Annotated in this window: 14 protein-coding genes; 9 read left to right on the top strand and 5 right to left on the bottom strand. The window is 46.9% G+C overall.

Annotated features, from left to right (window positions below; translation table 11 throughout):
• Window positions 1-28: 28 nt before the first annotated feature.
• The 3 genes from FEK30_RS16090 to FEK30_RS16080 all read right to left on the bottom strand — a co-directional run bounded on the left by FEK30_RS16090 (window position 29) and on the right by FEK30_RS16080 (window position 1,765).
• Window positions 29-784 (bottom strand): ParB/RepB/Spo0J family partition protein, encoded by a 756-nt coding sequence (locus FEK30_RS16090; RefSeq protein ID WP_065717499.1) that lies wholly within the window; start codon window positions 782-784, stop codon window positions 29-31.
• Window positions 784-1,371 (bottom strand): nucleotide-binding protein, encoded by a 588-nt coding sequence (locus FEK30_RS16085; protein WP_012305478.1) that lies wholly within the window; start codon window positions 1,369-1,371, stop codon window positions 784-786. Before FEK30_RS16085 ends, FEK30_RS16090 begins: the two co-directional genes overlap by 1 nt.
• 91 nt (window positions 1,372-1,462) lie before the next feature.
• Window positions 1,463-1,765 carry an HNH endonuclease gene (locus FEK30_RS16080; RefSeq protein ID WP_012305642.1) on the bottom strand — a complete coding sequence of 101 codons (303 nt, stop codon included), beginning with the start codon at window positions 1,763-1,765 and terminating at the stop codon, window positions 1,463-1,465.
• 160 nt (window positions 1,766-1,925) lie between these two features.
• Here FEK30_RS16080 and FEK30_RS16075 point away from each other — a divergent pair, with 160 nt between their 5' ends.
• The gene (locus FEK30_RS16075) at window positions 1,926-2,918 is read left to right on the top strand and encodes a 2-hydroxyacid dehydrogenase (protein ID WP_138073864.1); all 993 of its coding nucleotides are present in this window, start codon (window positions 1,926-1,928) and stop codon (window positions 2,916-2,918) included.
• A 19-nt stretch (window positions 2,919-2,937) separates the two neighbouring features.
• Here FEK30_RS16075 and FEK30_RS16070 read toward each other — a convergent pair whose 3' ends face one another.
• Window positions 2,938-3,621: a TVP38/TMEM64 family protein gene (locus FEK30_RS16070; protein ID WP_255448047.1), complete on the bottom strand. Its 684-nt coding sequence runs from the start codon at window positions 3,619-3,621 to the stop codon at window positions 2,938-2,940.
• A 207-nt stretch (window positions 3,622-3,828) separates the two neighbouring features.
• A complete protein-coding gene (locus FEK30_RS16065) occupies window positions 3,829-4,224 on the bottom strand; it encodes a hypothetical protein (protein WP_138073862.1) in 396 nt (131 codons plus the stop codon).
• A gap of 21 nt (window positions 4,225-4,245) precedes the next feature.
• On the opposite strand from FEK30_RS16065, the gene FEK30_RS16830 reads away from it, so the two are divergent.
• The 8 genes from FEK30_RS16830 to egtD all read left to right on the top strand — a co-directional run bounded on the left by FEK30_RS16830 (window position 4,246) and on the right by egtD (window position 12,029).
• Entirely contained in the window at window positions 4,246-4,542 is a 297-nt protein-coding gene (locus FEK30_RS16830) for a hypothetical protein (protein WP_168191174.1), read from the top strand.
• A gap of 251 nt (window positions 4,543-4,793) precedes the next feature.
• Complete coding sequence (locus FEK30_RS16055; protein ID WP_138073861.1) at window positions 4,794-5,399, top strand: cysteine dioxygenase family protein; 606 nt, start codon at window positions 4,794-4,796, stop codon at window positions 5,397-5,399.
• Between the two features lie 21 nt (window positions 5,400-5,420).
• Window positions 5,421-6,929: a sensor histidine kinase gene (locus FEK30_RS16050; RefSeq protein ID WP_255448045.1), complete on the top strand. Its 1,509-nt coding sequence runs from the start codon at window positions 5,421-5,423 to the stop codon at window positions 6,927-6,929.
• A gap of 105 nt (window positions 6,930-7,034) precedes the next feature.
• Entirely contained in the window at window positions 7,035-7,706 is a 672-nt protein-coding gene (locus FEK30_RS16045) for a response regulator transcription factor (protein WP_012305635.1), read from the top strand.
• A 411-nt stretch (window positions 7,707-8,117) separates the two neighbouring features.
• The gene (locus tag FEK30_RS16040; protein ID WP_012305634.1) at window positions 8,118-9,047 is read left to right on the top strand and encodes a hypothetical protein; all 930 of its coding nucleotides are present in this window, start codon (window positions 8,118-8,120) and stop codon (window positions 9,045-9,047) included.
• A gap of 128 nt (window positions 9,048-9,175) precedes the next feature.
• Window positions 9,176-9,670, top strand: a complete 495-nt coding sequence (locus tag FEK30_RS16035) for a DUF427 domain-containing protein (protein WP_030008000.1) — start codon at window positions 9,176-9,178, stop codon at window positions 9,668-9,670.
• A 49-nt stretch (window positions 9,671-9,719) separates the two neighbouring features.
• Window positions 9,720-11,012, top strand: coding sequence for an ergothioneine biosynthesis protein EgtB (gene egtB, locus FEK30_RS16030; protein WP_255448044.1), 1,293 nt, complete (start codon window positions 9,720-9,722; stop codon window positions 11,010-11,012).
• Window positions 11,013-11,060: 48 nt separating this feature from the next.
• Window positions 11,061-12,029 (top strand): L-histidine N(alpha)-methyltransferase, encoded by a 969-nt coding sequence (egtD, locus tag FEK30_RS16025; protein ID WP_138073859.1) that lies wholly within the window; start codon window positions 11,061-11,063, stop codon window positions 12,027-12,029.
• Window positions 12,030-12,116: the final 87 nt, after the last annotated feature.

Genomic DNA, 12,116 nt, shown 5'->3' with positions numbered 1-12,116 from the left:
ACTTCCAGACTACTCTACCCCTCTTCCCTTAAGAATTCGACGGTGGTAGTTTGCGCAGTTCTCCGAGGAGTTTTTTTAATTGCCCTTGGACTGGCCCCAGGGTTGGATCCTCACTGTCTGCCAGTTGTTTTGACCATTTCTCGACGGTGGCGATCGCCGACTCCGGCGAAAAGGTAGGTGTACGCCTACCTTTTGGGGCAGAATCATTTAAAATGCGCTGAATCCGATCCTCAGAAAGCCGAAAAACCTTAGCCAGTTCCCGTTTCAAGGATTTTTCTCCCGTCTTGGGTCGGCCCCGTAAGCGTTTATAACCAGCAGTTTCTAGCTTTTTTGCCGCCTCCCGAATTTCTGTCACCGTAAAATTTTTCCGTTGGGTATTTTCTTCAATTTCAATTTGCAGGGCATCCACAGCATCTGCCGCCGCGTCAATATCCACCACCCGCACCGGAATTCCTTCGGGAAATAAACTCGCATATTGATCGGGGTGGGCTAGTTTAATTTGATAAAGGGCCTCCCGACGATGTCCCCCAGCTAGCAAATGGCCATGGCGATCCACCGTCAAAGGAGTAATCAGACCCAGCACCAGGATCGAATCGACCAATTCTTGGACGTGTTTATCATTGAGGGGACGGGCATCTCCCCCCGGACGATCCAAAATATCCTCAAACAACAGGAGCTTTAGATTTTGGTTAACTTCATTTTCATAGGCTTTTTCGGCGGTGAATTCTGCCGTCGCCCGTTGGTTGAGTCGATCAAGATTCAGGGTCGCTTTTTTACGGGCCATTAGTTTAGGTACTCCTGGAGCCACAACCAATAATTTTTAATTTCTGTCGCTGCTTTGCCGTCTGGGTTCCATTCTGTAACAGCACGCCCCTCGGCAACAGAAGCAGGAAAATCGGCACGACTGCGAATCAATGGCCCGACAGGGTAGTAGACGGCGAGCCCTTCGATTAATTCCGTCAAATTGGCCTGGGGATGGGCTTGGTTAATGCAAAAAACCGCTTGGGCTTGGGCCGCCCGGATTGCCGCGAGGGTCGCTCCTAGAGCATCGAGTTCGAGTTGGCCAGGTCGTAACACCACCACACAGAGATCGGCAATTTGGGCAATTTCAATCAAACTCGCTTCGGCACTGGGTTGGGTATCAACAAACAGCCAATCGGTCTGACAACGCTTGAGGGAAACTTGGACGCGACCTGCGGGGACGGTGTGGACTAACGGCGGATCATCGGCGCGGCGATCACCCCAATCGGCACAACTCGCCTGGGGGTCGGTATCAATAATCGTTGATGGCCCAGCCACCACAGCCAAATTCATCGTTAATGTAGATTTGCCGACGCCCCCTTTTCGACTAACAATCGCAATTTTTTTCATAGACATTTCCCACAGACCACATCAAATTACAGCAATTGATCTAGCTGAAAGTTTAACCCACTTCCCCCCAGACCCAGAAGACCAGAAGCACCTAAGCTTCCCCGAACAAACTCAACTGACCAAGGGGGAGGGAGCCATAACGGCGTTGGTGTTGGCGTAAATGACAGGCCGAGCAAAGGGCGATGAGATTTTCCCGACGATTGTCTTCGGGGATGTAATTTTTGTGGTGAACGCTTAAGGTTAAAACAGCCCGCAGGTGACGATCAATGCCTTTGACCTTCACATCCGACGGAATACAAACCAAGCCACAGAGTTCACAGCGCCAGTCTGCATCCTCTTTTACTTGTAAGGCGATCGCCTGCCAATCATCAGAATATCGAGAAGAATGTTTCATCTAAACCTAGCGCCGCAAGATAATCCTGAAATCGCTACAGTATTAAAAAATTCTGGCCAACATCACAGCCAATACCGTCTGTTTTGTGACCTATTTTGTGATTCTAACCCTAATTATTAAGAAATCACCAAAAAAACCATCTCCATTACCCCAAAGCACCATGAAAATCGCCTTCTTTAGCAGCAAGCCCTACGATCAAGTCTCCTTTAACAACACCAACCAACGTTTTCACCACGAACTGGTCTTCCTCGAACCACGCCTCACCCCCGATACCGTTAGCCTCGCCGCTGGTTTTCCGGCCATTTGTGCATTTATCAACGACGACCTAGGAGAAGCTGTCCTCAAACAACTCGCCCACAACGGCACTCAATACATTGCCCTACGCTGTGCCGGGTTCAACAATATCAACCTTGAGGTCGCCCGCAAATTAGGCTTGACCGTTGTTCGGGTGCCTGCCTACTCCCCCTATGCCGTGGCCGAACATGCCGTGGGACTGATTTTGATGCTCAACCGCAAACTCTATCGCGCCTACAACCGTGTCCGGGACGATAACTTTGCCCTTAATGGCCTCCTGGGTTTCGATCTCCACGGTAAAACAGTCGGGATTATTGGCACCGGAAAAATTGGCGAATGCTTTGCCAAAATTATGCAAGGGTTTGGCTGTCGTTTACTGGCCCACGATCCCCAAGAAAATTCTGTCTGTTTAGATTTGGGTGTCCAATACAAAGATTTACCAGATTTGCTCACCCAAGCCGATGTGATTTCCCTCCACTGTCCTTTAGTACCCGACACCTATCACCTGATTAACACCAACTCCCTCGCCCAGATCAAACCCGGTGCCATGCTGATTAATACCAGTCGAGGTGGCTTAATTGATACCAGGGCTGTCATCGAAGCGCTAAAAACAGGTCAGTTGGGTTATTTTGGCACCGATGTCTACGAAGAAGAAGAAAACCTCTTTTTTGAAGATCTATCGGATACGGTGATTCAAGATGATACGTTTCAGTTATTACAATCTTTTCCGAATGTAGTGATCACTGCCCACCAAGCCTTTTTCACCCAGGAAGCTTTGGGAAATATTGCAACGACGACCTTAGATAATTTACAGGCACTGGAGAAAGGCAAAGCTTGCACGAATCAGTTATGTCCCTAGAAACTGCGCCAAGAATAGCTCACTTCAAATCAGTCACGGTTTTGTTTAGGGCCTGTCTGGCGATTTTGGTGACATAGACAGTCACAGCAACAGTAGCCACAAAACCAAGAATCCGGATCGACCACTGGGCAATGGGGTTAGCGCTGGTGCTTCCTGTGCCGAGGGTTGCGAGATTTCCGGCCAGGGAGCCAATGTAGACATACATGATGGTGCCAGGGATCATCCCCACAGAGCCGAGAACATAGTCTTTTAGGGAAACACCCGTGACCCCATAGGCATAGTTAAGGAGATTAAAGGGAAATACAGGTGAGAGACGCGTCAGGAGAACAATCTTCAGGCCTTCCTTGCCCACAGCTTCGTCGATGGCACGAAATTTCGGGTTGTCGGCGATTTTTTGGCTCACCCATTGGCGGGCCAGATAACGACCCACTAGGAAAGCAGCGATCGCCCCTAGGGTTGCGCCAACAAAGACGTAAATTGATCCTAAAGCGACACCAAAAACAACCCCGGCTCCCAAGGTCAGAATCGACCCCGGCAGAAAAGCCACCGTCGCCACCACATAAAGCACCATAAAGGCGATCGCCCCTAAGGCACCCAGACTATCGATCCATTGCAAGCCCTGGAGTAACCAAGCCTGGGGATCAAATCCTGTGCCAAAAAGCCCCTGGACAAAGGTTGATGTTGAACTGGCCGCCGTCGCCATGCCAGCGAAAAATGTTGAGAGTGCAACCACTTCTAAAAGCATACTTACCCCGAATGCACCCAAGGCTAAACCCGTAAAGCTTTTCCAACAAGGTAATTTTTTTGGTTGCCGTTGATGCCTAATTTTTTGATTGGTGTCACCCTTTAAGTTAGCAGGTTTCATCAAATTTCCCTCAAGTTAATCATTCTTTTTATCCGGCGATCGCCTCTAATCCACCGTCCAGAGGGTGTCTGCATCCCGCAACAGAAAGAGCGTAAAACAAGCCGCTAGCATCGGTAAGGCCGCAAAGAAGAGGAGGTTATTAAAGGGATCGAGGTATTGCCGAAAGGAAGCAAAAGTTGATCCTGCATGGAGCAGCAGCACCAAAAAATAACAACGATTTTTTTGGAACCCCGTCACGAAACCCAACACAATGGCCAGTTGCACAATACCGATGAGAAAAATCACCCCGTTGCTGAGGCCAGAAATCAGATAAAAATTCTCGAAAACGGCCCTGGCATGGTCTGGGTTAAAAAATTTATCCAATGTCCAGACAAACATCACAATAAAAACACTGAGCCGTAACAGCAATAACGACAACGCAAGACGCGACACCTGTTTCATAATTTTTTTCGTAAATTCATAATGTTTTCAGCAGCGATCGCCAGCAAGTATTTTTATTCCGCTTCATTGGCCTTCGCGGCACAGGGATTTGCCTTAGAAGCGCAAGGATTTTCTTTTGCCGCACAAGGATTGGTTTTAGAAGCACAGGGGTTTTCCTTCGCCGCACAAGGGTTTGCTTTAGAGGCACAGGGATCGGTTGTTTCTGTTTTACTCGCACAGGGATTTTTAAACAGTCCAGCGCAAGGGTTTTTGACACCGGAACAGCCGGCGATCGCCCCCAGACTTAGCAAAGAGATCGATACGAGGGTGGCAGCATAGCGAATTTTCATGGTCATTCTCCTGAAATTAATTAGATTGCTGAGTTAAAACCAAAGCTTTGCCGTGGTTCTTGAGCTTGATTAAATCGGCTAAACATGAAGCGCAGATGAGGGGAAACTAGAGAAAACTTAAAAATATTGAGCAATACAATATCGAGCAATCTTCAGGAAAAATTCAGACTACCATCAGCGATCGCTCAGGCAAAAATGTCATTGTAGAAAAACAAGCCGTCCCATCTTTTGCATGAATTTATGGCCCCACAAACTTGGTTTATTGATCGCGGCGGCACCCAGGAGCTTTGGCCAGCCACTGAGTTCCCGACATCGAAAACACAACCCTATCGGCTTTATCGTTTCCTGACAGATTTGGAAGATCTGCTAAACCGTGAGCCAGGCGATCGCCAACGTTTACAGGCCCTATATCCTTTAGTGCAGCGTTTGTTGCAGAGTTCAGAATGGCTGCAACTGATCCCCATTGCGCCAGATCCAAAAACAGGTTGGGCTGTGGAAATTTTGTATGATGAACCGGATTTTCCGCTCACAGTGCAGCTTGTGGCCTGGGAACCCCAACGGGTCTCGCCGATCCATAACCATGGATGTTGGGGCTTGGTCGCTCTATTGCAAGGCCAAGAGGAAAATCAATTTTGGCGGCGATCGCCTGGAGATTCGACCCAGTTAGTGGAGGCTGGGAGCTTAGTATTAAATCCTGGGGATTTGGTTTGTTTAATGCCAGACGCGATCCATCGGGTGAAGGCATTGGGCACGACGCCAACCATTAGCTTTAATGTGTATGGAGAAACTGACTATGACCAGCGCTTTGAATTTGATCTCGACCAGGGTAGAGCAACAAATTTTTAATCTTTTTTCCGGTAGTAAGCGATGGGGCTAAAAAAACTAAAAAAGGCGATCGCCAAACGCTTGAAATTAAATCATTGGCATTTTTCGACGAGTTCCCTGCAATTTCGCCTCACCTTTGAGCTGGCTGGTTTATCGATCTGTGGCCTCGGCATCGTTGCCATTTGGGCGGGCTGGCAGATGGAGCAAAACCTCGTGGCAGCCCACAAACAAACCCTAGATTACATTGCCTCGCGATTCCCGGAACAGTTAGAACTGTATAGCGAAATGGAACCCGTGGAAACCAGTCTGGTACGAACTCTCCAGCGGGTGACGACTGCTGATGTTATGGCTTGGGTGAAAGATCCTGACGGTCAACTGGTGACCCAATCAACGGCGACGGCTGATTTTGTCGCCCAAGTGCCCGATCTGATGACCTTTGAGCAAGGGGCAATGCCCCCCCAAATTGTGCGCGTAGGCGATCGCCAAATTGTCCTTTGCATTAGTCCCCTAGCGATCGCGGGGGAACCCGTAGGCCAACTGTATTTATCCCAGGACATCACCGCCGATCTGCAAAAACTCTACGTCAGTTTGTGGCGGTTACGTCTGGTCAGTGGGGTAACACTTATTTTATTGATCGCCGCGATCATACACCGCATTCAAAAAGTCACCCAACCCCTCGCCCAAATGAGTCACATGGCCCAGGCGATTTCTGCGGATGACCTCCAAGGGGCAAAATTAGAACTCCAGCAAGCGCCCGATGAAATTTTAGGTTTGGCCCAGGTATTTAACGAAATGTTGTCCCGGTTATCGAGTGCCTGGGACAACCAACGGCAGTTTGTCGGCAATGTTTCCCACGAACTCCGTACTCCCCTGACGATTATCGAAGGTTATCTCCAGAGTCTCCTACGTCGCGAGGATAGCCTTAGTGAATATCAACAACAGGCAATCGCCACCGCTGCCACCGAAACAACCCACACCATTCAAATGCTCCAAGATTTGTTGGATTTGGCCAGGGCCGACGGGGGCCATTTACATTTCCGCACCCAGCCCGTCATGCTCAATACATTTCTCGAAGAAGTCAGCGCCATGGGTCAACAGATCAACCAACGCCCCATTCACCTCAAAACACCCCCAGAAGATGTCGTGATTCGCGCCGATCAAGACCGACTGCAACAGGTGATGTTAAATCTAATTGATAATGCCCTAAAGTATTCTGCTCCTGACCAGGCCATTGAAATTTGCCTCGAAACCGCTTCACCACTAGCTTTGATTCACATCGTTGATCAGGGTATTGGCATTGCCTTAGCCCACCAAGCTCGCATTTTTGAACGATTTTATCGGGTGGATGAAACCATGACCCGCTCCCGGGATGGCACGGGTTTAGGTTTGGCGATCGCCAAAAGTCTCATCGAAGGCATGGGCGGCAAAATTAGCCTCCGTTCCCAGCCCCACCAAGGCAGTTGCTTTACCCTAAAGCTTCCCCTGTGGGATATTCAGTCCGTCTCCACAAGCCACAACTCTGAGCAGGATGGACTACGCCGTCATGGTTAAACCCCAAGCATTTCTCCTTTACAAAGACGTTGATCATTGAGTTTTCTGCAAATATGCACCACCACATCTTTATTAATTTCCCTTACCAACGACCACCCACTGACCATGAAACCCCATATTTTACTGGCCGAAGATGACCAAAACCTCGCTCAATTCGTTGCCTCCGAATTACGCCTAGAAGGTTATTTGATCACCGTTGCCCACAACGGCATCGATAGTCTAAATTTAATCCGAGAAAATACCTATGACCTATTGATTTTCGATTGGCTCATGCCGGGCTTGTCGGGGCTAGATTTATGTCTACGACTCCGCTCTAGTGGCATCGAAACGCCGATTCTTCTGTTGACCGCAAAGGATGAAATTTCTGATCGGGTCTCTGGGTTAAATGCCGGGGCTGATGATTATGTCACAAAGCCCTTTAGCATTGAAGAACTACTGGCCCGTGTCAATGCCCATCTCCGCCGTGCTCGCCGGGAAGTGGTTGACCAATTAGAATTTGAGGATCTTTCTCTCAATGGTATTACCCGCGAAGTTTACCGCGATCGCCAACTGATCCAGCTCACCGCCAAGGAATTTGATTTGTTAGAGTTACTCCTGCGCCACCCACGGCAAGTCTTAACCCGCGAGCAGATCCTCGAAAAAGTTTGGGGCTATGACTTTATGGGAGAATCCAACGTGATTGAAGTCTACATTCGGGCTTTACGGCTGAAACTCGAAGCAACCAATCCGAAGCGATTGATCCATACGGTACGCAGTGTGGGCTATGTCTTGAAATAAATTTCAAAGCAATTTTGAGCACATGAAACTAAAGTGCAATAAAGCTTATTTAGTTGTCACTATTTTTCTCGCCAAAATAGTTTTTATTTAGACAAAATTTTAGTGGATTCAAACCGCAAATTATCACAAATTTTTCTTGATTTTATTCTGATTATTTCACAATTGCCAAGGGGAATCAATAGATTTAATTTACAACTAAAAAGATATTCAAAAAAGATTTAATAATAGCTTTTATCGCAACCATCTCAACCCAAAGATAAACTATTCAGGCAGTAAATCCAGTAAAAGTTGTGTAGTCACCATCATAACCAGAGACTTTCTAAGGGTTTTCTTAGGATTAATTTTTGTTGAGGTAAGTCTCTCCTAATCTGAGAAACAAATAGATTAGAAAAAAGTTAAACTCTCTGGATTATGACGTTCAAAAAATTTGTTGCCACAGCCCTAATAGCGAGCGGTATGCTGGTGTCCTTGAGCAGTTGCGGTACTAATGAAGACAGCAACACCGAGAATACGCCACAAGTTGAAACTTCAGAAGTCGAAGTGACAGAAGAAACAACAGCGATCGCCCCTGGCATGACTCCCTTCGATTTCCCGACAGTGGGCATCACAGCCGAAGCCGGAGATTATGTACTGACCCCCACAAACAGGATGTGGACAAATGCCATAACCTCAGAAAACCCGGCGAACGAAACCTACATTTACTATTCTGCACAGATGTCCGCACCAGGAGAGGTTGAATCAGATATTGACTCAACCTTTGACGGGATTGTCACAATGCCGAACGCGATGATTATCCCGATCCCAAAAGGGCAAACAGCGCAAAAAGGCGACATCGTCCTGACCTGGTGGCAAACTGGCTCCGGGATGCAACGCGCAATCGTTGTGGATGATGCAAACCCCCAAGAACCCGTGGTTATGTATTTGGATTTGGCCTATGACAATCCGGCAACAGACCAAGACAGCGGTAAATCTATCGGTGCAACGGAATATCCACTTGCGCCCGATTCCTTCGTAAAGATTACCGACCCTTGGCAAGAAGGCAATATGATTGCGGCCAATGATGGCGAAAGATGGAATTCTGTGCAAATTGTCAAAGTTGCGGGCGAAAAAGTCTTGACCCTGGGTTTTGCGGGCAGAATGAAGGTTTATGACAAAGCAGATTGTAAACCTGTACCGCTCGTCCCCGATGTAGAGGCAGGGGATACAGTGCAAGCGGTTTTTGGGGCTTCATTTGGCGAATACACCGTGGCAAGAGTAGACAGAGAAATCGGTCGTGTCTTCGTAGAACAGTCTGGCTCCGAGAAGGCAATTCCCTATGGACAAGTTACCCCAAGCTTATAGTGGTGCATTGAAATTTTAGACAGCATCCCTCGGAAAACCTCTCAGACTTGAATTTCCAGGCCAAAACAGCACACACTAGAAGGCGATCGCCTTTGGCGGGATAATTTTTCGAGAGGAAGAATGTTTTCATGCGCCCAATTCCAATTCAGCCTGAACCCCACCAAGAGTCTGTCTGGGACTATCCCCGTCCCGCCCGCCTAGAAGACACAGCGAAACATCTCATCGTTATCTGTAATCAGATCACCATTGCCGAGACCACTGGGGGAAAACGGGTGCTCGAAACCAGCCATCCACCAAGCTATTATTTTCCCGCCGCCGCCGTCCAATGCCAGTACCTCGTGCCCAACCGCCAACGGGGAATCTGTGAATGGAAAGGCCGCTACGAATACTACGATGTAGTGGTGGGCGATCGCCGTCTTGAAGCTGCTGCCTGGCGCTTTTTTCAACCGACCCCAGCCTTCCAAGACATTGAAAATTTCTATGGCTTTAGTGCCAAGGGAATGGATGCCTGCTACGTTAATGGAGAAAAAGTCACTCCCCAAGCGGGTAATTTTTATGGCGGTTGGATTACCGCTGATATTGTCGGCCCCTTTAAAGGAGAAGTGGGCACATGGGGTTGGTAAATGCCTCTTCTAAAATTACTTTTACTTTACCTGCATGATCACATCGCCCATGTTTGCTTCACTCCTTGAAAACTATCAAAAAACGCGATCGCTCACCCTTAAACTGGCCGAGCCCCTCGCCCCAGAAGATCAGGTTGTTCAGCCTGTGCCCTACGTGAGCCCCCCTAAATGGCACCTCGCCCATACCACTTGGTTCTTTGAAACTTTTGTTCTCCAAAAAAACCTTAAAGATTACCAAGCTCATCATCCCCAATATGCCTATCTTTTCAATAGTTACTATGAACAGGCTGGAGAAAGATGGGGGCGATCGCAACGGGGTTTTTTATCACGGCCAACGGTTGCTGAAATTATCGAATACCGTCATGCTGTTGATCAATCCCTCGAAACATTATTACTAGATATCGAAGCATTTGATTTATCCGAACAAGAACAAATCTACGAAACAATTACCCTCGGTATCCACCACGAACAGCAACACCAAGAACTATTGTTATACGACTTAAAATATATTCTCGGTCATAATCCTTTGTTTCCGGCCTATGTAACCAAATTTCTTTTGGAGACCCAACAAACACCCCATAAACTAACATCAACTCCACCACAACATTATTTAGAAATCCCCGAAGGTATCTATAAAATTGGCCATCAAGGTGACTCATTTTATTTTGATAATGAACGGGGCAGACATCAAGTTTTTTTGCATCAGTACCGCATCCTCGACCGTCTAATTACTTGCGGTGAATACCGAGAATTTATCGAATCTGGCGGCTATCAAAATTCCCAATATTGGCTCATGGAAGGTTGGGAATGGATCCAGACAGAAAACCTCACAGCTCCCCTATATTGGCACTTGGATCAAAGCCCAGAGCAGCAAGGTTGGTGCCACTACACATTGCATGGTTATGAAGCCCTCGATTGGGACGCTCCCGTCACCCACATTAGTTTCTACGAAGCCGATGCTTTTGCTCGGTGGGCCGGAAAACGTCTACCCACCGAATTTGAGTGGGAAGTAGCTTGCAATTTGTCCGAACCTGAGATTCCTCAAACTGCTAATTTTTTAGACCCGCAGCAGCTACATCCCCAACCACGGGGACAACACAGTAAACAATTTTATGGGGATGTTTGGGAATGGACTAGTAGTCCCTATTGCCCCTATCCGTACTATGAAATTCCGGCGGGTGCCCTGGGGGAATATAACGGTAAATTTATGGTGAATCAGATGGTACTCCGGGGTGGTTCCTGTGCGACCTTAAGGGAACATATCCGCCCCACATACCGTAACTTTTTTCACCCACAAATGCGTTGGCAATTTTCCGGCTTACGCCTTGCGGAATATTGTTAAGACCAAGAAAATTTGCCACTTTTTTTATTTTTACTAATTCAAAATGTTATGCCCAGTCAAAATTTAACCCTTAATTCCTTTGCTTTAGATGTCCACCGGGGCTTATCTCACTATCCTAAAAGTTTACCTTGTAAATATTTTTATGATGCCCAAGGTGATGCTTTATTTCAGCAAATTATGACCTTAGATGAATATTATTTAACCCGTTGTGAGCGGGAAATTTTTTTAACCCAAAAGCAACATATCCTAGACTTATTTTATGGCGATCGCCAACCGTTTACCCTGGTGGAGTTGGGTGCTGGGGATGGTTCAAAAACCAAGATTTTACTTGATTACTTTCTAAGTCAAGCTGTTGATTTTATCTATGCCCCCGTCGATATTTCTGAAAATATTCTGACCCATTTAACAGAGACCATTCAGGCTGATTTACCCAATCTAACCATCGCCCCAATTCAAGGAGATTATTTTCATACCGATTTTCTGGATCATGATTTAAGTCGGCGCAAGATTTTATTATTCTTAGGTTCAACCATTGGTAATCTTTCAGACCAAGAAACCGCTGATTTTCTGCAAAATATTACCCGCAATCTTGATCCAGGTGACTTGATTATGTTGGGTTTTGATCTGATGAAAGATCCCCAAATTATCCTCAAAGCTTACGACGATAGCCAGGGAGTGACCCGTGCTTTTAACCTCAATTTACTCGAACGAATTAATCGAGAACTAGAGGGTGATTTTCAACTGGATCATTTTCAACATTGCCCCATTTATCATCCCCTCACCGGCGAGGCGCAAAGTTATCTCGTTAGTACCTGTACCCAAACCGTTACTCTCAATAAACTGTCCCAGAGTTATATTTTCGAGGCATGGGAGGCGATTCACATGGAAACCTCCCGGAAATATTCCCGCAAACAGATTAAGGAACTGGCGGAGCAGCATCACTTTCGGGTACTACATACTTTTTCAGATCAACAAAAATATTATGTAAATTCCGTTTGGCAGAAATTAGCAGATTAATTTAGTTATGCAAAATCTAAGATTTTTCATCCTTCTCATAAGACAAAATTTACTGAGATTTTTTTTACATTGATTATCAATTGAGAA

The sequence above is a fragment of the Picosynechococcus sp. PCC 11901 genome (assembly GCF_005577135.1).
Lineage (GTDB): Bacteria > Cyanobacteriota > Cyanobacteriia > Cyanobacteriales > MRBY01 > MRBY01.
This window is presented reverse-complemented; position numbering and strand designations above follow the sequence as displayed.

What these genes read in the sequence shown, in the direction of transcription:
- FEK30_RS16040 (WP_012305634.1), top strand. Translation starts at nt 8,118, where the DNA reads ATGACGTTCAAAAAATTTGTTGCCACAGCCCTAATAGCGAGCGGTATG.
- FEK30_RS16045 (WP_012305635.1), top strand. Translation starts at nt 7,035, where the DNA reads ATGAAACCCCATATTTTACTGGCCGAAGATGACCAAAACCTCGCTCAA.
- FEK30_RS16070 (WP_255448047.1), bottom strand. Translation starts at nt 3,621, where the DNA reads ATGGCGACGGCGGCCAGTTCAACATCAACCTTTGTCCAGGGGCTTTTT.
- FEK30_RS16055 (WP_138073861.1), top strand. Translation starts at nt 4,794, where the DNA reads ATGGCCCCACAAACTTGGTTTATTGATCGCGGCGGCACCCAGGAGCTT.
- FEK30_RS16075 (WP_138073864.1), top strand. Translation starts at nt 1,926, where the DNA reads ATGAAAATCGCCTTCTTTAGCAGCAAGCCCTACGATCAAGTCTCCTTT.
- FEK30_RS16080 (WP_012305642.1), bottom strand. Translation starts at nt 1,765, where the DNA reads ATGAAACATTCTTCTCGATATTCTGATGATTGGCAGGCGATCGCCTTA.
- FEK30_RS16065 (WP_138073862.1), bottom strand. Translation starts at nt 4,224, where the DNA reads ATGAAACAGGTGTCGCGTCTTGCGTTGTCGTTATTGCTGTTACGGCTC.
- FEK30_RS16050 (WP_255448045.1), top strand. Translation starts at nt 5,421, where the DNA reads ATGGGGCTAAAAAAACTAAAAAAGGCGATCGCCAAACGCTTGAAATTA.
- egtB (WP_255448044.1), top strand. Translation starts at nt 9,720, where the DNA reads ATGTTTGCTTCACTCCTTGAAAACTATCAAAAAACGCGATCGCTCACC.
- FEK30_RS16085 (WP_012305478.1), bottom strand. Translation starts at nt 1,371, where the DNA reads ATGAAAAAAATTGCGATTGTTAGTCGAAAAGGGGGCGTCGGCAAATCT.
- egtD (WP_138073859.1), top strand. Translation starts at nt 11,061, where the DNA reads ATGCCCAGTCAAAATTTAACCCTTAATTCCTTTGCTTTAGATGTCCAC.
- FEK30_RS16090 (WP_065717499.1), bottom strand. Translation starts at nt 784, where the DNA reads ATGGCCCGTAAAAAAGCGACCCTGAATCTTGATCGACTCAACCAACGG.
- FEK30_RS16830 (WP_168191174.1), top strand. Translation starts at nt 4,246, where the DNA reads ATGTTTTCAGCAGCGATCGCCAGCAAGTATTTTTATTCCGCTTCATTG.
- FEK30_RS16035 (WP_030008000.1), top strand. Translation starts at nt 9,176, where the DNA reads ATGCGCCCAATTCCAATTCAGCCTGAACCCCACCAAGAGTCTGTCTGG.